Below are 18964 nucleotides of genomic sequence, written 5' to 3' on the forward strand. Positions count from 1 at the left end.
CACGCGGTGCGGGCGGGGGTGTCGGCGGCGCGTGGCAGCATGGGGCGGTGCCTCCCGAGTCGACCCCCTCCTCCTGGCGCGCCCGCGTCGGCGAGCTCAGCGGACCCCCCGAGGCCGAGTCGCCGACCGTCCTCACTCCGATCGGGCTGCAGTTCGAGCTGCGCCGGCTGGTGCGCCGGGCCGACGATCCGTGGCGGGCGCCGGCGAGCGAGCGCGTCACGGCGAAGACCTACGACCCCGACGAGCGCCGCGACCACCGTCTGGCCACCCGCCCCGCCGTCCGTGGGCGCGGGGGCGCCTGGAACCGCACCACCCTCACCTGGAAGTCGCTGAACTTCCAGACCCACCGGCTCTCGCTCGACCCCGCTCACCAGCGCTGGTTCGCCGAGTTCGCGGCTCTGCACCGCGCCACGCGCACCGTCCACCTCGGGCAGGACCCCGACTGGATCCACCTCGACGACTACGAGAGCCCGCTGCTCTGGCGGCTGCTCGAGCAGGCGCAGGCCGCCGGGATCCCGCTGCTCGCCCCGGAGAAGGGCGCGGTCCGTCTCGCCGGTCCCGCGCATGTGGCGGTGACGGTCTCGGCGGAGGAGGGAGCGCTCCGGCTGCGGCCCGTCCTGCGGATCGACGGCGCGGAGCACGCGCCCGAGTCGGCGCGTCCGGTCGCCCGGCACGGCGTCTACGCGGTCGAGGGCGGCGATCCGTCCTCGCTCCTGCTCGCGCCCGCGTCCCTGCCCTTCGACGACGAGGAGCTGCGGCTCCTCGACCACCCCGAGGAGACGGAGGTCCCGGCGGAGGACGTGCCCGAGTTCGTCGGCGAGCACCTCCCCGCCCTCCGCAGCCGCGTCGCGGTCCGCGAGGAGGGCGTCGACCTCCTCCTGGACGATCCGGAGCCCCCGCGCCTGGTCTGCACGGTCTCGTTCGAGCCGCGGCGCGCCGTCAGGGTGGGCTGGCACTGGCGCCGCTCGCCCGATCGCGCGGGCGAGCTCGACGGCACGGCCGACGCGGCTCTCGAGCGCGCGGTGCTCCGCCGGGTGCGCTCGGTGCTCGGCGAGGCCGGGTCCGCTCTCGTGCCGGAGCCGGGGACGAGCGCGGTCCTGCGCGGGGCCGAGGCGGCGGTGTTCGTGGTGGAGCAGCTCCCGCAGCTGGAGGGGATCGGCGGGGTCCGGATCGAGCGCGACGGCGCGGCCCCGGACTACCGCCTGCTGACCGGACCGCTCACGCTCACCATCACCGCGGTCGACACCGAGAGCGCCGACTGGTTCGACCTCGGCGTCGTCGTGACCATCGGCGACGCGACCGTGCCGTTCCTGCCCCTCTTCCGCGCTCTGGCCGCGGGCGGCGACCGCATCCGCCTGGTCGACCACTCCTACCTCTCGCTCGCGCACCCCGGCCTCGACCGGCTCCGGGAGCTGCTGACCCGGGCGGACGAGCTCGAGGAGTGGGAGACGGGACCGCGGCTCGGCCGGCACCAGGCCGGGCTGTGGAACGAGCTGGAGGAGCTCGCCGACGAGAGCGTCCCCTCCGACGCGTGGCGCGCCGTGCTCGACTCCGCGCTGGCCGCCGGGTCGCCGGAGGACGTGGAGCCGCCGGAGGGCCTGACCGCCCGGCTGCGTCCGTACCAGCGGGCGGGCTACGCCTGGCTCGTGCACCGCCTCCGTCACGGGCTCGGCGGGATCCTGGCCGACGACATGGGCCTCGGCAAGACCCTGCAGGCGCTGGCCATGATGCTCGACGCGGTCGAGGAGGCGGGCCGCGCCGGGATCCGCCGCGCGCCGTTCCTCGTGGTCGCCCCCACCTCGGTCGTGCCGGGCTGGCGCTCGGAGGCCGAGCGCTTCGCGCCCGCCCTGCGCGTCCACGTCGTCGCGAGCTCGCGGGAGGGCGCGCTCGACGCGATCCCGGCCGACGCGGACGTGGTCCTCACCAGCTACGCGGTCCTGCGCCTCGGCGGCGAGCGCTGGGCGTCGAGGACGTGGTCGGCGCTGATCCTCGACGAGGCCCAGTTCGTCAAGAACCCCGCCTCGCAGACGCACCGGGCCGCCCGCGGGGTCGGCGCGCCCGTCACGCTCGCGCTCACCGGGACACCGCTGGAGAACTCGCTCGACGAGCTCTGGGCGGTCCTCGCCCTGGTGGCGCCCGGGCTCCTGCCGCCGCTGCGCCGCTTCCGCGAGGAGTACACCCGGCCGATCCTGCACGCGGAGGCGCCCGTCGGCATCGCCTCGCCCGATCTGTCCGAGGGACGGACCGTCAGCCACACCGAGGGCGCGCGCCGCCGCCTCGAGAGACTGCGCCGGCGACTGCGTCCGTTCCTGCTCCGCCGCACCAAGGAGGCGGTGGCGCCGGAGCTCCCCGAGAAGCAGGAGCAGACGATCGAGGTCGCGCTGACCCCCGCCCACCGGGTGCTCTACGACGGCTACCTCCAGCGCGAGCGGCGGAAGCTCCTGGGTCTGGTCGACAACCTCGACCGGCAGCGCTTCACGGTGTTCCGATCGCTCACCCTCCTGCGCCTGCTCGCGCTCGACGCGTCCCTGGTCGACCCGGCCTACCGGCACGTCCCGTCCGCGAAGCTCGACGTGCTCGTCGAGCAGCTCGACGACGTGATCGCGGAAGGCCGTCGGGCCCTCGTCTTCAGCACCTTCACCTCGTACCTGGAGCGGGCGGGGGAGCGGCTGCGCCGGCGCGGCATCCCGTTCGTGCAGCTCGACGGCTCCACGCGGGACCGCGCGGGAGTGATCGAGGAGTTCCGCTCCGGAGCCGCGCCCGTCTTCCTGATCAGCCTGAAGGCGGGCGGCACCGGGCTCACCCTCACCGAGGCCGACCACGTCTTCATCCTCGACCCGTGGTGGAACCCGGCGGCCGAGGCGCAGGCCGTCGACCGCGCGCACCGCATCGGCCAGGAGCGGCGGGTGAACGTGTACCGGCTGGTGGCGACGGACACGATCGAGGAGAAGATCGTGCGCCTCCAGGAGCGCAAGGGCCGCCTCAGCACGGCGGTGCTCGACGAGGGCGAGCTCTTCGCCCGGGCGCTGTCGGCCGACGACGTCCGCGAACTGCTGGCCGAGTGACGACGGCCCCACGAAGGGTGACAGAACGGCCAGCCGCGGCCCAGGATCCGAGCGCACACTGAGCGGATGAGACGCCGCCGCCCCCGCCCCCGCGCCGACTGGATCGTGGCCCTCGAGAAGGGCGACGACGCCGGGCTCTTCGGACCGGGCAGCGCGGTCTGGGCCGTCAACGGCGGCCTGCCCACGATGATCGCCGGAGTGCGGGCTCTGCTCATGCAGACCCTCCACGCCGGAGCGATGGCCGGTGTGCACGACCACTCCCGCTACCGCGAGGACCCGATGGGCCGCCTCGACAACACGGTCCGCTGGGTCCTGACCACCAGCTTCGGCGACACCGCCGCGGCGAGCGGAGCGGCGCGCTGGGTGACCGGCGTGCACGAGCGGATCGTCGGCTCCTACGAGGACGCCGGCGGGCGCGAGCGCTCCTACTCGGCGCAGGACCCCCGCCTGCTGCTCTGGGTGCACGACGCCTTCACCGACGCGTTCCTCGGCGCCCACGAGATCTGGGGCGGACGGATCCCCGGCGGCCCCGACGCCTACGTGCGCGAGTGGGCCGCCTCCGGCCGGCTCCTCGGAGTGCAGGGTCCGCCCGAGAGCGTCGCGGAGCTCCGCGCGCAGCTCGCCGGATTCGCGGGCGAGCTCAAGCCCGACTCACGCGTGCACGAGGCGGTCGGCTTTCTCCGCGACATCCGGCTGCCGGGCGAGGCGGGCGTGGTCTACCCGCTGCTGTTCGCCGGCGCAGTCGCCTCGCTCAGCCCCGAGGTGCGGAGGCTCCTGGGCCTCCGGCGCCCGTGGTGGCCCGCGATCACGGCGAATCGCCTGCTGTTCGTGTTCCTGGGCCGGTATCTCGGCCGGGTCTCGCCGAGCGAGCAGGCCGCGATCGACCGCATCGCCGGCCTCGACCAGGTTCGCACCGGCGCCTGACGCTCTTCCCGTACACCTGTCCGGGAAGTGGTAGACTGACGTCGATGACTCCCGCCCGCCTCGCCTCCGTGCCCGCGGCGGAGTCCCCCTCGGCGCTCGGCTCCGCCGATCCGCGAGCCCGGCGCACCCGCCGCCGCGTGTTCGACGCGGTCGAGCGGCTCGTCATGCAGAGCGACGGCGAGAGGGCCGAGGGCATCGCGGTGAGCGACATCGTGCGCGAGGCCGGGATCAGCCGCAGCTCGTTCTACGCCCACTTCGACGACGCGGCGGGAGTCGCCTCCGCGCTGCTCCGCCAGGACCTCGTGGTCGCCGAGGTCGCCGAGGGCGATCCCGCCGACCGCTCCGGAGCCGACGCCCTGCAGCGCGGCTACTCGCGGCTCGTCGAGCGGCTGGTCGACCGCCACGCCTTCCATGCCCGGCTCCGCGCGCGGGCCTCCGCCCGGGTCGCCTCCGACGACGCCGTGCTCGACACGGCGCTCGCCCTGCACCGCGAGGTGCTCGCCCGGGTCGACGTCCCCGCAGCGGTCGACCCCGAGCTCACCGCGGTCTTCGCGGCCGGCGGCGTCCTCTCCGTGGTCGGCGCCTGGATCGCCGGCTCCCTCGACGGCACCGACGAGGAGCTGGTCGAGCACCTCGTCGCGCTGCTCCCGGCCTGGCTCGCCGCAGCGCAGCTGCGCCCACTGGACTCCTCACTCCCACCACGCCCCACGACGAAAGGCACGACATGATGACATTCGAGGTCGGCGAGACCCTGGTCTACCCGCACCACGGAGCGGTGACGATCACCGGGCTCGAGAAGCGCTCGGTCAAGGGCGTCGAGAAGACGTTCATGACGATGAACGTGCACACCAGCGAGCTCACCATCACCCTCCCCGTCGAGAACGCGGAGCTCGTCGGCGTCCGCGAGATCATCGACGACGCCGGAGTCCAGGCGGTCTACGACGTCCTGCGCAGCGACGTCGCGGAGGAGGCCAGCAACTGGTCCCGCCGCTTCAAGGCCAACCAGGAGAAGATGGCCAGCGGCAGCGTGTACCGCGTCAGCGAGGTCGTCCGCGACCTGTGGCGCCGCGAGCAGGCGGGCGGCGTCTCGGCCGGCGAGAAGCGGATGCTCCTCAAGGCGCGTCAGATCCTCGTGTCGGAGCTCTCGCTCGCCCTGAAGGGCACCGACGAGGAGGCCTCGGCCAAGCTCGACGAGGTCCTCGCCTCGGCGATCTGACCCCGCGTCGCGGCGGGTCGGCTCACTCGGGCCGGCACGCCGCGATGATCCTCGCGGCGACCTCGTCCTGCGAGGCGGAGCCGTCGATCCGCACCAGGAGCTCGCGCTCGTCGTAGACCTCCGCCAGAGGAGCCGTCTCGCGCTCGTAGACCTCGACCCGGTTCCGCACCACCTCGGGGTCGTCGTCGGCGCGGTCCTGCTCCTGCGCCCGCACGTGCAGCCGTTCGAGGACCACGTCCGCGTCGGCCGTCAGCAGCACGACGCACGAGAGCGGCGTGCCCCGCTCCTCGAGGAGCTCCGCCAGCGCGTCCACCTGAGCGAGCGTGCGCGGGTAGCCGTCGAGGATGAACCCGTCCCGGGCGTCCTCCTCGGCGATGCGCTCGGCGACCAGGGCGTTCGTCAGCTCGTCCGGCACGTACTCGCCGGCCTCCACGAGCGCCCGCAGACGCCGTCCGAGGTCGGTGCCGTCGGCGACGTGCGCGCGGAACAGATCGCCGGTGGAGATCGCCGGTACCCCCAGCTCGCGCGACAGCACGGCCGCCTGGGTGCCCTTGCCCACGCCGGGCGGGCCCATCATGATGACGCGCATCGCTCGTCCTCCTCGGTGTCGTCAGGCGATGCTAGCGGTGCGGAGCGGGGTGGCCGGTGCACACCGCGCCCGTAGGCTGGCGGGACGAGCCGAGGAGGAGCGATGCCCGCAGCACCCGGGGCCGAGCAGGCCGCCGCCGATCTGGCCGCGCTCCTGCGCGAGGTCTCCGCCGAGCTCGACGCCCGCGGCATCGCCGACCAGGCCGTCGCCGAGCTGCGGACGCCGCGCGCGATCCTCGGCTTCCGCCGCAAGCCGGTGATGGCGCCGGTGACCCGCGCGTGGCGCCTCGGCGTGGTGCTCCTCGGACGCGAGGGCGAGCTCCTCGCGACGGGATCGGTCACTCGTGCCGTCGCTCCGCTGCACGCCAACAACCAGTCCGAGTCGCAGGAGGCGCGCCGCGAGATCCGGCGCGCCGCCTTCGACGGTCCGTTCCAGGAGGGCGAGATCGTCAACTACGGCTGGCGGCGCCTCGCACTGGACGCCGCAGCGCTCGAGTCGGGCCAGGAGCCGCTGGCCCTGCGCGGCTCCGAGGTGCTCGTGCGCTGGGCGCCCGGTCTGGGCGAGCAGGGACTGATGCCGCTGCGCCGGTACCTGGCCGACCGCCTCGACCTCCTCGAGGCCGACTAGCGCCGGGTCACTCCTCCTCGGCCACCGGGTGGAACCACGGCGGATAGACGGCGACGCGGGGAGAGGCGTCGATGCCCTCGAAGAGAGCCTTGACGCGGTTGCGGGCGGCGACCGACGCCACGCCGACCGTCGCGACGCCCTCGAGCGGGAAGCGCTCGGGCACGAGCGCCTCCGCGCTGCGCAGGGCCGGCTCGTCGACCAGGAGGCGCGCGAAGGTGCGCACGAGCGCGTCGCCCTCGGTGAAGCGCGTGAGGACGTGGGAGGCGTCGCCGTCGCTCAGCACCGGGGCGGAGGCGAGCGAGCCCACCAGGACGACGTACTGCGAGGCGGTGGTCTCGTGGGCGCTCGGCGACCAGTGCGGAGCGACCCGCTCGCCGCGCAGGTCGGCCCAGAGGGCGGCGTCGGGGGAGAGGAAGAAGGGCACGAAGCCGGCGACGCTGACGCCGTCCTTCACCTGCACGGCACGGCGGTGCTCGCGGGTGGTCTCGGCGCTGACGTCGATCGCGGGGCGCTCCTGGAGCTGCTGGTCCGCCAGGATCGCGCCGGCGGCGACGATCGCCTCGAGGTTGTCGAGGTGGGTGACGTGGTAGATCCGCTGCGCGGCGATGTCGACCTTCGGCAGGGGCTTCTCGCGCGCCGTGCCGCGGGCGGCGGCGCGGGCGGTGGCCGCACGGGAGGTCCCGGGCACGCGCGCGGGGGCGCGGGTGGCACGGCCGACCTGCTCGGGGAGCTTCTTCGGGGTGCAGACGTCGCAGAGCGCGATGTCGAGGCCGTGGATGCATTCGGTGGGCACTCTGGATTCCTTCTGCGCGCGGGCTCGGGGTTCCGCCGCAGGGACGACGTTACGCGACCGGGGCCCCCGCGCGTCCCGGCGGCGGGGATCTGCGGAGCCGCGGCGTCCGCCCGGGCATCCTCTGGGAGGCGCCGGAGCACCGCTCCCCGCCGCGTAGCGTGAGCGGGATGAAGCGCGTGCCGCCCGCCGAGGGCCAGGAATCCGTCTGGGACTACCCGCGACCCCCGAGGGTCGAGACCACCACCGAGCACGTGGTCGTGCGGCTGGGCGGCGTCGTCGTCGCCGAGTCCTGCGACGCTCTCCGCGTCCTCGAGACGAGCCACCCTCCCGTCTACTACCTCCCCGTGTCCTCGTTCGCGCCCGGGGCGCTCGAGCCCGCGCCCGGCCGCAGCATCTGCGAGTTCAAGGGCGCGGCCTCCTACCTGACCGTGCGCGGGGGAGGAGGAGCGGTCGCGGAGGCGGCGGGTTGGACGTACCCCGAGCCGATGGCCGGCTTCGAGGCCCTCGTCGACACCGTCGCCCTCTACCCCGGCCGGATGGACTCCTGCACGGTCGACGGCGAGGCGGTCCAGCCGCAGCCGGGCGACTTCTACGGCGGCTGGATCACCTCGCGCGTGGTCGGTCCGTTCAAGGGCTCGCCGGGCACGATGTTCTGGTGAATCAGACGGGGGAGGGCGGACCGAGCGGGTCCTGGACGAGGACCGCTCGTGCGGCGTCGATCCCCGAGGCCTCCAGCGTCCATTCCGGCCGCACCAAAGTCTCCGGCGTGACGCGGAACCGCAGCTCCTCGACCGACATACCGTCCGGACCGACGATCCGGTGCGTCCCGTTCGGCCGGTAGCCGAGGGTCTCCGAGACCCGGATCGAGCGGGTGTTCCAGGCGAGAGCGGCGCTCTCGGCGACCTCGGCTCCGAGGTGGTCGAAGGCGAGGAGGAGGACGGCGGCGCGCATCTCCTGCCCGAGGCCGCGGCCCTGCGCCGAGCGGGTGAGCCACGAGCCCGAGGTCAGGGTGCGGGTGGCGGCGAAGGACTCGGCGACCACGTCCTGGCAGCCGACGACCCGGCCGTCCTCGACCACGGCGAACGCGACGCGCCACGACTCCCGCGTCGTCTGCGCGCGCTGCGACCAGTGGAAGCGGGCGAGCTCGCCGGGCAGGCGCTCCGCCGGCGCCTCGGCCCAGGGGGAGGGGAACGGCGAGCGGCCGCTCTCGTGCACGCCCGCGAGGGCTGCCTCGGCGAGAGGGCCGAGGTCGGCGTCGCGGACCGGATGCAGCTCGAGCCGCGGCGTGCGCAGCTCCAGCGAGAACAGGGGCCAGGGGTCGGTGCTCATCCGACGACGCTAGCGAGCGGAGGCGCGCACCGCGCGACCAGGCGGGTACCGGTGGTGGGACTCGAACCCACAAGCCCTCTCGGACAGAGCATTTTGAGTGCCCCGCGTCTGCCATTCCGCCACACCGGCTCATCACCAGCCCGTCGAGAATACCGTAGGCTCATCGGCGTGACTGACCAGGAACCCTCGTCGACCGCACCCCGTCGGGTCGTCGTCGCCGAAGACGAATCCCTCATCCGCCTCGACATCGTGGAGATCCTCCGCGACAACGGCTTCGAGGTCGTCGGCGAGGCCGGCGACGGCGAGACCGCTGTGGCCCTCGCCACCGAGCTGCGCCCCGATCTCGTCATCATGGACGTCAAGATGCCCCAGCTCGACGGCATCTCGGCGGCCGAGCGCCTCTCGAAGGCGCACATCGCGCCCGTCGTCCTGCTCACCGCCTTCAGCCAGAAGGAGCTCGTCGAGCGCGCCAGCGAGGCCGGAGCGCTCGCCTACGTCGTGAAGCCCTTCACGCCCAACGACCTGCTGCCCGCGATCGAGATCGCCCTCTCGCGGTACGCCCAGATCCTCACCCTCGAGGCCGAGGTCGCCGACATGGTCGAGCGCTTCGAGACCCGCAAGCTCGTCGACCGCGCCAAGGGCCTGCTCAACGAGAAGATGGGGCTCACCGAGCCCGAGGCGTTCCGCTGGATCCAGAAGGCCTCCATGGACCGCCGGCTCACCATGCACGACGTCGCGCAGGCGATCATCGAGCAGCTGAGCACGAAGAAGGCCTAGCGCGAGGCCGGGCCCGAGGGCCCACGGCCTCAGGGCCAGAGGCGGGTGCGCTCCCACGGGGAGCCGCCCGCCTCCGTCGTTCCCGGGCGGTACTCGAGACGGGTGTGATCCTGCTCCGGCGCGGTCGAGCCCTGCCAGAACTCGATGCGCTCGGGCACGACGCGGTAGACGGCCCACTCCCGGTCGAGCGTCGCGGGCGAGCAGCCCACGGCGACGCTGGTCTGGAGGGTGACGAGGCCGAAGTCCTGCGCGCTCCGCATCGGCTCGCTCTGGCGTCCGACGAGCAGGGCGGTGCGAGCGGCCTCGGAGCGGCGGCGGAAGTCGTCGGCCGACTCCTGCGCGGAGGCGCGCTCGACCCGGCCCTCGACCCGGACCTGACGGCCCTGGACCGGCCAGAAGAAGGTCAGCGCAGCGTGCGGGTTCTCCTCCATGGCGCGTCCCTTGGGGCTGGTGGCATGGGTGGAGAACGCCCAGCCCGCCTCGTCGATCTCGCGCAGCACGAGCACGCGCGCCGAGACCGTGCCGTCGTCGGAGGCGGTGGAGAGCGTGGCGCCGTGGGGGAGGAGCTGGCCCGCGTCCTTCGCCTCCTCGAGCCACTGCGCGAACAGCTCGAGAGGATCGGCCGGAGCCGCCTCCGCATCGAACGAGGGCAGCTCGGAGGGCATGGACGGGAGGCTCTTGAGGAGATGGCGAAGGCTCATCCGCTCAGTGTCGCCCTTCGGGCACCAGCGGGCACAGTCGCGCGCCGTCGCTTGACAGTGCCGCTCGCCGCGGTGCCGGGTCCCCGAGCGGCGCGGCCGACCGGTCGATCCCCCGTCAGTCGCAGGCACGGGCGGTCCCGACGGCGGTCGCGGTCCTGGGCGTGGTCGTCGCCCTTCGCTCCCGCGAGGGGGACCCGTCCGCTCCCGTCAGCGGGCGTCGCGGATGATGTTGGTGATCCGGACGGTGGAGAGGCGGCGCCCCTCCTGGTCGCGCACGACGATCTCGTGGGTGGTGAGGGTGGAGCCCAGGTGGATCGCGTCGCAGGTGGCGATCACGAAGCCCGAGTGGACCGACCGGCTGTGGCTCGCGTTCAGCTCGATGCCCATCGCCAGGCGGCCCGCGCCGGCGTGCACGTTCGCCGCGATCGAGCCCATCGACTCGGCGAGCACGACGTGTGCGCCGCCGTGCAGGATGCCGACCGGCTGCCGGTTGCCCTCGACGGGCATCGAGGCCACCGAGTGCTGCGGGGTGAGCTCGTGCCAGAGGATCCCCATCCGCTCGGCCAGCTCGCCCATGCCGCGGCCGATCCCGGCGACCAGGTCGAGCGCGGGCGGGCGGATCCAGGCGGTCGTGGTGGGGGTCGGCTCGGTCACGTCGCTCCTCGCGCTGGAGCCTCGGAGCGGCCCTGACCGGCGGGCGCGAGCGGGCCGATCCGGTGTCGGAGGCGCTGTGTAGTCTGGCCCTGTGTCAGATCCGGAACAGCCTACCCTCCTGCTCGTCGACGGCCATTCCCTGGCGTTCCGGGCGTTCTACGCGCTCCCGGTCGACAGCTTCCAGACCCGCGAGGGCCAGCACACGAACGCCATCCACGGCTTCCTCTCGATGCTGATCCTGCTGCTGAAGAACGAGAAGCCGACCCACCTCGGCGTCGCGTTCGACATCTCCCGCTACTCGTTCCGCACGCGCGAGTACCCGGAGTACAAGGGCACCCGCGGCGAGACGCCGCCCGAGTTCAAGGGCCAGGTCCCCCTCCTCGAGGAGGCGCTGCACGCCATGAACATCCGGACCGTCTCGAAGGAGGACTTCGAGGCCGACGACATCCTCGCGACGCTCGCCCGCCAGGGGGCCGAGGCCGGCTTCCGCGTGCTGGTCGTCTCGGGCGATCGCGACACCATCCAGCTGGTGACTCCGGACGTCACCCTGCTCTACCCCTCCACCCAGGGCGTCTCGCAGCTCACCCGCTACGACCGCGACAAGGTCTTCGAGAAGTACGGCGTCGAGCCGCACCAGTACCCCGAGATCGCCGCGCTCGTCGGCGAGACCAGCGACAACCTGCCCGGCGTCGACAAGGTCGGCCCCAAGACGGCCGCGAAGTGGGTCAACCAGTACGGCACGGTCGCCGACATCATCGCCCACGCCGACGAGATCAAGGGCGTGGTCGGCGAGAAGCTGCGCGAGCAGAAGGAGAACGCGCTCCGCAACCGCCGCCTCAACCGGCTGGTGACGGACGTCGAGCTCCCCCTCGGGCCGCACGATCTGACGCGCCGTCCGATCGATCCCGACGCGGTCCGCGAGATCTTCAGCCGCCTCGAGTTCAAGACCCTGCAGGAGCGGGTCCTCACGATCGCCGCGGAGGAGGGCGTCGACGGCGCTGCCGCTGCCCTGGCGGGCGACGTGGTCACGACCTCCGCACCCGCCGTCCGCACCCTGGTCGACGAGGAGCTCGCGCACTGGCTCGACCGCGTGTCGGCGAAGGGCACCGCGCCCGTCGCCGTGCAGGTCCTGCTCGGAGCCGGCGGGCTCGAGGGTGTGGGCCTCGCGGTCGAGAAGGAGACGGCGTTCGTCCCGTGGGCCGCCGAGCGGCCCGACTACACCGCGCTCGAGCAGTGGCTGGCCGGGCCCGCCCCCAAGTACTTCGCCGACGCGAAGCCCCAGATCAAGGCGCTGCGGAGGGCCGGACTCCCCGTCGCGGGGCTCGCGTTCGACACCCGCGTCGCCTCCTGGCTGGTGCAGCCCACCGGGCACCCGGCCACGCTCGCGGCGCAGGTCGCGCAGCACCTCGACGAGACCATGGCGCAGGGCGACCCGAACCAGCTGGTCCCCACCGTCGAGCCGATGGGGCCCGCCACCGAGGCCTGGTACGCGTACCGGCTCGTCGCTCCGCTGCGCGAGCGGCTGGGCGAGGGGATGCTCTCGGTGCTCGTCGACATCGAGCTGCCGATCGTTCAGGTCCTCGCGACGATGGAGCTCACCGGCGTCGCGATCGACGCCGACGTGCTGGCGCGCCTCCGCGCCGAGCTGACCGTCTCGGCCGCCGACCTCGCGAGCCGCGCGTTCGCCGAGATCGGCCACGAGATGAACCTCGGCTCGCCCAAGCAGCTGCAGCAGGTCCTCTTCGAGGAGCTCGACATGCCGCGCACCCGGGCCACGAAGACGGGCTACACCACCGACGCCTCCGCCCTCGCAGACCTGCAGGAGTCGCACCCGCACCCGTTCCTCGGGCTGCTCCTCGAGCACCGCGACGCGACCAAGCTCAAGCAGATCATCGAGACGCTCGAGAAGTCGGTCACCGCCGACGGCCGGATCCACACCAGCTACGACCAGACCGGCACGGCCACCGGCCGCATCTCCTCCAACGACCCGAACCTGCAGAACATCCCCGTCCGCAGCGAGGTGGGCCGCCGCATCCGCACCGCCTTCGTCCACGGAGCGGAGGCGAGCACCCTCCTCACCGCCGACTACTCGCAGATCGAGATGCGGATCATGGCGCACCTCTCCGGCGACGCCGGGCTGATCGAGGCCTTCCACTCCGGCGAGGACCTGCACCGCTTCGTCGGATCGCGGATCTTCGGCGTCGATCCGGGCGACGTCACCTCGGCCATGCGCAACAAGGTCAAGGCGATGTCGTACGGCCTCGCCTACGGCCTGAGCGCCTTCGGCCTGTCGAAGCAGCTGCGCATCTCGAGCGCCGAGGCGAAGCAGCTGATGACCGACTACTTCGTCCGCTTCGGCGCGGTGCGCGACTACCTCCGCAGCGTCGTCGAGCAGGCCCGCGAGACCGGCTACACCGAGACGATCTTCGGTCGCCGGCGTCCCTTCCCCGACCTGCAGAGCGCGAACCGCGTCCTCCGCGACAACGCCGAGCGGGCGGCGCTCAACTCGCCGATCCAAGGCTCGGCCGCCGACATCATGAAGCGGGCGATGATCGGCGTGCAGGCCGACCTCGACGAGCAGGGGCTCAGCTCGCGGATGCTCCTCCAGGTGCACGACGAGCTCATCTTCGACGTCGCCCCCGGCGAGGAGGAGCCGCTCGAGGCGATCGTCCGCGGCCGGATGGCGGGAGCCGCCGACCTGAGCGTCCCGCTCGAGGTGCAGGTGGGCCACGGGTCCGACTGGGACGTCGCCGCGCACTGAGCCGGCCGCAGCGCCTGGCTAGGCTCGGAGGCATGAGCACCGACACCCCCCGCGAGCCCACCGCCGTCGACGCCGTCGCCGAGCGCTGGGTCGACACGCTCGTCGACCTCGACCCCACCCTCGGCACCGCGATCGGACGCAGCGGCGCGAACGGCCGCCTGGGCGACTACTCGCCGGCCGGTCTCGAGCGCGCCCGGGCGGCGACCGCCTCGGCCCTCGCCGAGCTCGAGGCAGCCGACCCCGTGGACGACGTCGACCGCGTCACGGTCGCCGACCTCGGCGCCGAGCTCCGGCTCTCCCTGGAAGGGCACGACGCCGGTCTGCCGCTGCGGGACCTCAACGTGATCGCGTCCCCGGCGCAGGAGCTGCGCGACGTCTTCGACCTGATGCCGACGGACGAGGTCGCCGACTGGGAGGCGGTCGCCGAGCGGCTGCTGGCCGTGCCGGCCGCTCTCGAGGGCTACGCGGAGACCCTGCGCGAGGGGATGCGCACGGGCGTGGTCCCCGCCCGCCGCCAGGTCGAGCTCGTCGCCGAGCAGGCGCGGAAGATCGCCGCTCCCCGCGGGTTCTTCGCCGAGCTGGCCGCGGAGGCCGCTCCCGCCGCCGGATCCCTGCCCGCGTCGCTCGCTCAGCGACTGGAGGACGGCGCCCGCCGTGCCTCGGCCGCCTACGGGTCGCTCGCGCAGTTCCTCCGGGGCGAGCTCGCCCCCGCCGCGGCCGAGCAGGACGCCGTCGGCCGGGAGCTGTACGCGCTGCACTCCCGCCGCTTCCTCGGCGCTGTCGTCGACCTCGACGAGACCTACGAGTGGGGGATCGAGGAGCTGGCCCGCATGACGTCCGAGCAGGAGGCGATCGCGCGCGAGATCCTGCCCGGCGCCTCCGTCGCCGAGGCGATCGCCCACCTCGAGGCGGACCCGGCCCGCACTCTGCACGGCGTCGACGCTCTGCAGGCCTGGATGCAGGAGACCAGCGACCGCTCCGTCCGCGAGCTCGCCGGCACCGCCTTCGACATCCCGGAGGAGGTGCGCCGCCTCGAGTGCAGGATCGCGCCGACCCAGGAGGGCGGCATCTACTACACCGGTCCGAGCGACGACTTCTCGCGCCCGGGGCGGATGTGGTGGTCGGTCCCGGCCGGAGTCACCGAGTTCGCCACCTGGCGGGAGCTGACCACGGTCTACCACGAGGGCGTCCCGGGCCATCACCTGCAGATCGGCCAGGCCGTCCACAACCGCGCCCGCCTCAACACCTGGCGCCGTCAGCTCGCCGGGACCTCCGGCCACGCCGAGGGCTGGGCGCTCTACGCGGAGCGGCTGATGGAGCGCTTCGGCTACCTCGACGACCCGGCCGACCGCCTGGGCATGCTCGACGGCCAGCGGATGCGCGCGGCGCGCGTCGTGCTGGACATCGGCGTGCACCTCCAGAAGCCGATGCCGGGCTCCGGCACCGTCTGGACCGCCGAGTCGGCCCTCGACTTCATGCGGGCCAACGTGAACATGGACGACGCGTTCGTGCGCTTCGAGGTGAACCGGTACCTCGGCTGGCCGGGGCAGGCTCCGTCCTACAAGATCGGGCAGCGGATCTGGGAGCAGCTGCGCGACGGGGCGGAGGCGCGCGAGGGCACCGCGTTCTCGCTCGCGGCCTTCCACCGGAGGGCGCTCGACCTCGGCGGCGTCGGTCTCGACACCCTCCGCTCCTCCCTCGCCGGCTGACTCCGGAACCCGCGCCTGGACGGGCGCGGCGAGATTGCCGTGCGCCTCCCGGGGCGTCTAAGCTGGGGTGTCACATCTGTGGCGCCGCCGTGCCCGCGGCGCGCGAGGAAGGCCGGTCCTCCGGCCGGCCGAGCGCGGCTCCCGGGCCGGAGGCACATCCCTCACCACCGCAGTGGTCACCACTCCGCCGAGCCGCGAGGCCCGCAGGCGGCCGCCGCCCGAGACCCATCCATCCTGGAGCATCCCTTAATGACAACCGCAACGACCGACAAGGCAACCAAGCAGGTCGCGATCAACGACATCGGGTCTGCTGAAGACTTTCTTGCCGCGGTCGAAAAGACTCTGAAGTTCTTCAACGACGGAGACCTCATCGAAGGCACCGTCGTGAAGATCGACCGCGACGAGGTCCTCCTCGACGTCGGCTACAAGACCGAGGGCGTCATCCCCTCGCGCGAGCTCTCCATCAAGCACGACGTCGACCCCTCCGAGGTCGTCAACGTGGGCGACAGCGTCGAGGCCCTCGTCCTCCAGAAGGAGGACAAGGAGGGTCGCCTGATCCTGTCCAAGAAGCGTGCGCAGTACGAGCGCGCGTGGGGCGACGTCGAGAAGATCAAGGAGTCGGACGGCGTCGTCACCGGCTCGGTCATCGAGGTCGTCAAGGGCGGTCTCATCGTCGACATCGGCCTCCGCGGCTTCCTCCCGGCCTCGCTCATCGAGCTGCGCCGCGTCCGCGACCTCACGCCGTACCTCGGCCAGGAGATCGAAGCGAAGATCCTCGAGCTCGACAAGAACCGCAACAACGTGGTCCTGTCGCGTCGCGCGCTCCTCGAGCAGACCCAGTCCGAGAGCCGCACCACGTTCCTGAACAACCTGCACAAGGGTCAGGTCCGCAAGGGCGTCGTGTCGTCGATCGTCAACTTCGGTGCGTTCGTCGACCTCGGCGGGGTCGACGGTCTCGTCCACGTCTCCGAGCTCTCCTGGAAGCACATCGAGCACGCCTCCGAGGTCGTCGAGGTGGGCCAGGAGGTCACCGTCGAGATCCTCGAGGTCGACCTCGACCGCGAGCGCGTGTCGCTCTCGCTCAAGGCGACCCAGGAGGACCCGTGGCAGGTCTTCGCCCGCACCCACGCGATCGGACAGGTCGCGCCGGGCAAGGTCACGAAGCTGGTCCCGTTCGGTGCATTCGTCCGCGTCGCGGACGGCATCGAGGGCCTCGTCCACATCTCCGAGCTGTCGGGCAAGCACGTCGAGCTCGCCGAGCAGGTCGTGTCGGTCGGCGAAGAGGTGTTCGTCAAGGTCATCGACATCGACCTCGACCGTCGCCGCATCTCCCTCTCGCTCAAGCAGGCGAACGAGAACGTCGACCCCGAGGGCACCGAGTTCGACCCGGCGCTCTACGGCATGGCCACGGAGTACGACGACCAGGGGAACTACAAGTACCCCGAGGGCTTCGACCCCGAGACCAACGAGTGGCGCGAGGGCTTCGAGTCGCAGCGCGAGGCCTGGGAGCAGGAGTACGCCGCTGCTCAGGCGCGCTGGGAGGCCCACAAGGCCCAGGTGGCCAAGTCGCAGGAGGAGGCGGCCACCGTCTCCGAGGGCGTCTCGGTCGGCGCCGGCTTCACCAGCGAGTCGACCACCGGCGGCACCCTCGCCGACGACGAGTCGCTCGCCGCGCTCCGCGAGAAGCTGTCCTCGAACAACTGATCGCGAGCACATCGCATCGAACGGCCGGTCCCCTCGGGGGCCGGCCGTTCGGCGTTCCGGGCGACGGCGCTGGGTAGGGTGGCCGGGTGCATCTCGTCGCCCTCACCGGAGGCATCGCCTCGGGCAAGTCCACCGTCGCCCGCCGTCTCGCCGAGCACGGAGCGGTGGTGGTCGACGCCGACGTCCTCGCGCGCGAGGTCGTCGAGCCGGGGGAGCCGGCGCTGGCGGCGATCGCCGAGCGCTTCGGCCCGTCCGTGATCCGCGCGGACGGCGCGCTCGACCGCCCGGCGCTCGGCGCGATCGTCTTCTCGGACGCGGCGGCCCGCACCGACCTCAATGCGATCACCCATCCGGCGGTGACGCTCCGCTCGCAGCGGCTGTTCGCGGAGGCCGCCGAGGCGGACCCGGCCGCGGTGGTCGTCTACGACGTCCCCCTCCTCGCCGAGGGCCGTGGAGCGGGGGAGTTCGACGAGGTGGTCGTCGTGCACGCGCCGCAGCACCTCCGCATCGAGCGTCTCGTCGCCCTCCGGGGACTGACCGAGGAGGAGGCTCGTGCGCGGGTCTCGTCGCAGGCGAGCGACGAGGAGCGCCTCGCCCTCGCCGACGTCGTGATCGACTCCTCCGGCACGCTGGAGGAGACGCTCGCTCGGACCGACGCGCTGTGGGAGCGGCTCGCCCGCTGACGGTCCCTCCCGGACACCCGCCCTCGTGCCCGAGCGGCCCGGTCGGGGAGCGCACCCCCGTTCGCCGCCAGCGCACGCGCCGTCCGGTGTCGGTGGTCGCGGCTACGCTTCGAACCATGGAGCCAACCCGTGCCGTGCACCCGTTCGAGGTCATCAGCGAGTACAAGCCGAGCGGTGACCAGCCCGGCGCGATCGCCGATCTGAGCGCCCGCATCAACGCCGGCGAGACCGATGTCGTCCTGCTGGGCGCCACCGGAACCGGCAAGTCCGCGACCACGGCATGGCTCGTCGAGGCCGTGCAGCGCCCCACGCTCGTGCTCGCGCACAACAAGACCCTCGCCGCGCAGCTCGCCAACGAGTTCCGCGAGCTGTTCCCCAACAACGCCGTCGAGTACTTCGTCTCGTACTACGACTACTACCAGCCCGAGGCCTACGTCCCGCAGACGGACACCTTCATCGAGAAGGACAGCTCGGTCAACGCCGAGGTCGAGCGGCTGCGCCACTCCACCACGAACTCGCTCCTGAGCCGCCGCGACGTGATCGTGGTGTCGACCGTCTCGTGCATCTACGGCCTCGGCCAGCCCGAGCAGTACCTCGAGGCGATGGTGGCGCTCCAGGTCGGCCAGCGGGTCGACCGGGACCGCCTCATCCGCAAGTTCGTGTCGATGCAGTACGCGCGCAACGACGTCGACTTCGCCCGCGGCACCTTCCGGGTGCGGGGCGACACGATCGAGATCATCCCGATGTACGAAGAGCTCGCGATCCGGATCGAGATGTTCGGCGACGAGATCGAGGCGCTCTACACGCTCCACCCGCTCACCGGCGACATCGTCCGGAAGCTCGACTCCGTGTCGGTCTTCCCCGGCTCGCACTACGTCGCCAGCCAGGACGTCATGCACCGTGCGATCGACACCATCCAGCAGGAGCTCGAGGTGCGCCTGGCCGACCTCGAGAAGCAGAACAAGCTCCTCGAGGCGCAGCGCCTGCGGATGCGCACGACCTTCGATCTCGAGATGATGCAGCAGATCGGATTCTGCTCCGGCATCGAGAACTACTCCCGCCACATCGACGGCCGCGAGTCGGGCGAGGCCCCGCACTGCCTGCTCGACTACTTCCCGGACGACTTCCTCGTCGTGATCGACGAGTCGCACGTGACGGTGCCGCAGATCGGTGCGATGTACGAGGGCGACGCCTCCCGCAAGCGCACGCTGGTCGAGCACGGCTTCCGCCTGCCCTCGGCGATGGACAACCGGCCCCTGAAGTGGGAGGAGTTCAAGTCTCGCGTCGGCCAGACCGTCTACCTCTCGGCGACTCCGGGCCGCTACGAGATGGGCATCGCCGACGGCATCGTCGAGCAGATCATCCGCCCGACCGGCCTGATCGATCCCGAGATCGTCGTCAAGCCGACGAAGGGCCAGATCGACGACCTGCT

Annotated in this window: 17 protein-coding genes and 1 tRNA gene; 12 read left to right on the forward strand and 6 right to left on the reverse strand. The window is 72.6% G+C overall.

Translation table 11 applies throughout. From position 1 onward, the window contains the following. Positions 1 to 47 precede the first annotated feature (47 nt). The 4 genes from C5C82_RS05225 (at position 48) to C5C82_RS05240 (ending at position 5205) form a co-directional block, all read left to right on the forward strand. Positions 48 to 3065: a DEAD/DEAH box helicase gene (locus tag C5C82_RS05225; RefSeq protein ID WP_104354724.1), complete on the forward strand. Its 3018-nt coding sequence runs from the start codon at positions 48 to 50 to the stop codon at positions 3063 to 3065. A gap of 66 nt (positions 3066 to 3131) precedes the next feature. Further along, complete coding sequence (locus tag C5C82_RS05230) at positions 3132 to 3989, forward strand: oxygenase MpaB family protein (RefSeq protein WP_104232651.1); 858 nt, start codon at positions 3132 to 3134, stop codon at positions 3987 to 3989. 44 nt (positions 3990 to 4033) lie between these two features. Continuing rightward, positions 4034 to 4717: a TetR/AcrR family transcriptional regulator gene (locus C5C82_RS05235; protein WP_104354716.1), complete on the forward strand. Its 684-nt coding sequence runs from the start codon at positions 4034 to 4036 to the stop codon at positions 4715 to 4717. Further along, complete coding sequence (locus C5C82_RS05240; RefSeq protein ID WP_068257183.1) at positions 4717 to 5205, forward strand: CarD family transcriptional regulator; 489 nt, start codon at positions 4717 to 4719, stop codon at positions 5203 to 5205. The genes C5C82_RS05235 and C5C82_RS05240 overlap by 1 nt, the downstream gene beginning before the upstream one ends. Positions 5206 to 5227: 22 nt before the next feature. Here C5C82_RS05240 and C5C82_RS05245 read toward each other — a convergent pair whose 3' ends face one another. Next, positions 5228 to 5794, reverse strand: coding sequence for an adenylate kinase (locus C5C82_RS05245; RefSeq protein WP_104354717.1), 567 nt, complete (start codon positions 5792 to 5794; stop codon positions 5228 to 5230). Positions 5795 to 5896: 102 nt separating this feature from the next. On the opposite strand from C5C82_RS05245, the gene C5C82_RS05250 reads away from it, so the two are divergent. After that, positions 5897 to 6421, forward strand: coding sequence for a hypothetical protein (locus C5C82_RS05250; RefSeq protein WP_104232649.1), 525 nt, complete (start codon positions 5897 to 5899; stop codon positions 6419 to 6421). Between the two features lie 7 nt (positions 6422 to 6428). Here C5C82_RS05250 and C5C82_RS05255 read toward each other — a convergent pair whose 3' ends face one another. Beyond that, positions 6429 to 7214, reverse strand: coding sequence for a DarT ssDNA thymidine ADP-ribosyltransferase family protein (locus tag C5C82_RS05255; protein ID WP_104221883.1), 786 nt, complete (start codon positions 7212 to 7214; stop codon positions 6429 to 6431). 167 nt (positions 7215 to 7381) lie between these two features. Between C5C82_RS05255 and C5C82_RS05260 the strand changes: the two genes are divergently transcribed. Beyond that, positions 7382 to 7873: a DUF427 domain-containing protein gene (locus tag C5C82_RS05260; RefSeq protein ID WP_104354718.1), complete on the forward strand. Its 492-nt coding sequence runs from the start codon at positions 7382 to 7384 to the stop codon at positions 7871 to 7873. Position 7874: 1 nt separating this feature from the next. Here C5C82_RS05260 and C5C82_RS05265 read toward each other — a convergent pair whose 3' ends face one another. Both C5C82_RS05265 and C5C82_RS05270 read right to left on the reverse strand, forming a co-directional pair. Continuing rightward, a complete protein-coding gene (locus tag C5C82_RS05265) occupies positions 7875 to 8543 on the reverse strand; it encodes a GNAT family N-acetyltransferase (RefSeq protein ID WP_104347761.1) in 669 nt (222 codons plus the stop codon). Between the two features lie 46 nt (positions 8544 to 8589). Then, a tRNA-Leu gene (locus C5C82_RS05270) sits at positions 8590 to 8672 on the reverse strand. A gap of 39 nt (positions 8673 to 8711) precedes the next feature. Between C5C82_RS05270 and C5C82_RS05275 the strand changes: the two genes are divergently transcribed. Beyond that, complete coding sequence (locus tag C5C82_RS05275) at positions 8712 to 9320, forward strand: ANTAR domain-containing response regulator (protein ID WP_104221889.1); 609 nt, start codon at positions 8712 to 8714, stop codon at positions 9318 to 9320. Positions 9321 to 9349: 29 nt separating this feature from the next. On the opposite strand, the gene C5C82_RS05280 is transcribed toward C5C82_RS05275, so the two are convergent. Both C5C82_RS05280 and C5C82_RS05285 read right to left on the reverse strand, forming a co-directional pair. Then, the gene (locus tag C5C82_RS05280; protein WP_104232645.1) at positions 9350 to 10021 is read right to left on the reverse strand and encodes a pyridoxal 5'-phosphate synthase; all 672 of its coding nucleotides are present in this window, start codon (positions 10019 to 10021) and stop codon (positions 9350 to 9352) included. Between the two features lie 207 nt (positions 10022 to 10228). After that, positions 10229 to 10675, reverse strand: coding sequence for a PaaI family thioesterase (locus C5C82_RS05285; RefSeq protein WP_374953047.1), 447 nt, complete (start codon positions 10673 to 10675; stop codon positions 10229 to 10231). Between the two features lie 91 nt (positions 10676 to 10766). Here C5C82_RS05285 and polA point away from each other — a divergent pair, with 91 nt between their 5' ends. The 5 genes from polA to C5C82_RS05310 all read left to right on the forward strand — a co-directional run. Further along, positions 10767 to 13436: a DNA polymerase I gene (gene polA, locus C5C82_RS05290; RefSeq protein WP_104354719.1), complete on the forward strand. Its 2670-nt coding sequence runs from the start codon at positions 10767 to 10769 to the stop codon at positions 13434 to 13436. 32 nt (positions 13437 to 13468) lie between these two features. Next, positions 13469 to 15145 (forward strand): DUF885 domain-containing protein, encoded by a 1677-nt coding sequence (locus C5C82_RS05295; protein ID WP_104354720.1) that lies wholly within the window; start codon positions 13469 to 13471, stop codon positions 15143 to 15145. A 249-nt stretch (positions 15146 to 15394) separates the two neighbouring features. Next, complete coding sequence (gene rpsA, locus C5C82_RS05300) at positions 15395 to 16849, forward strand: 30S ribosomal protein S1 (RefSeq protein WP_104221897.1); 1455 nt, start codon at positions 15395 to 15397, stop codon at positions 16847 to 16849. A gap of 86 nt (positions 16850 to 16935) precedes the next feature. Next, on the forward strand, positions 16936 to 17532 hold the full coding sequence (coaE, locus tag C5C82_RS05305; protein ID WP_104354721.1) for a dephospho-CoA kinase: 597 nt from the start codon (positions 16936 to 16938) through the stop codon (positions 17530 to 17532). A 116-nt stretch (positions 17533 to 17648) separates the two neighbouring features. Continuing rightward, positions 17649 to 18964 (forward strand): DEAD/DEAH box helicase family protein (locus tag C5C82_RS05310; protein ID WP_181130029.1); only part of this gene is annotated, 1316 nt, incomplete at its 3' end.

The sequence above is a fragment of the Rathayibacter sp. AY1D5 genome (assembly GCF_002932515.1).
GTDB lineage: Bacteria > Actinomycetota > Actinomycetes > Actinomycetales > Microbacteriaceae > Rathayibacter.

Bases quoted from the DNA above. Each gene is read 5' to 3' on its own strand.
- C5C82_RS05230 (WP_104232651.1), top strand. From the start codon at position 3,132: ATGAGACGCCGCCGCCCCCGCCCCCGCGCCGACTGGATCGTGGCCCTC.
- C5C82_RS05235 (WP_104354716.1), top strand. From the start codon at position 4,034: ATGACTCCCGCCCGCCTCGCCTCCGTGCCCGCGGCGGAGTCCCCCTCG.
- C5C82_RS05240 (WP_068257183.1), top strand. From the start codon at position 4,717: ATGACATTCGAGGTCGGCGAGACCCTGGTCTACCCGCACCACGGAGCG.
- C5C82_RS05245 (WP_104354717.1), bottom strand. From the start codon at position 5,794: ATGCGCGTCATCATGATGGGCCCGCCCGGCGTGGGCAAGGGCACCCAG.
- C5C82_RS05250 (WP_104232649.1), top strand. From the start codon at position 5,897: ATGCCCGCAGCACCCGGGGCCGAGCAGGCCGCCGCCGATCTGGCCGCG.
- C5C82_RS05260 (WP_104354718.1), top strand. From the start codon at position 7,382: ATGAAGCGCGTGCCGCCCGCCGAGGGCCAGGAATCCGTCTGGGACTAC.
- C5C82_RS05265 (WP_104347761.1), bottom strand. From the start codon at position 8,543: ATGAGCACCGACCCCTGGCCCCTGTTCTCGCTGGAGCTGCGCACGCCG.
- C5C82_RS05280 (WP_104232645.1), bottom strand. From the start codon at position 10,021: ATGAGCCTTCGCCATCTCCTCAAGAGCCTCCCGTCCATGCCCTCCGAG.
- C5C82_RS05295 (WP_104354720.1), top strand. From the start codon at position 13,469: ATGAGCACCGACACCCCCCGCGAGCCCACCGCCGTCGACGCCGTCGCC.
- rpsA (WP_104221897.1), top strand. From the start codon at position 15,395: ATGACAACCGCAACGACCGACAAGGCAACCAAGCAGGTCGCGATCAAC.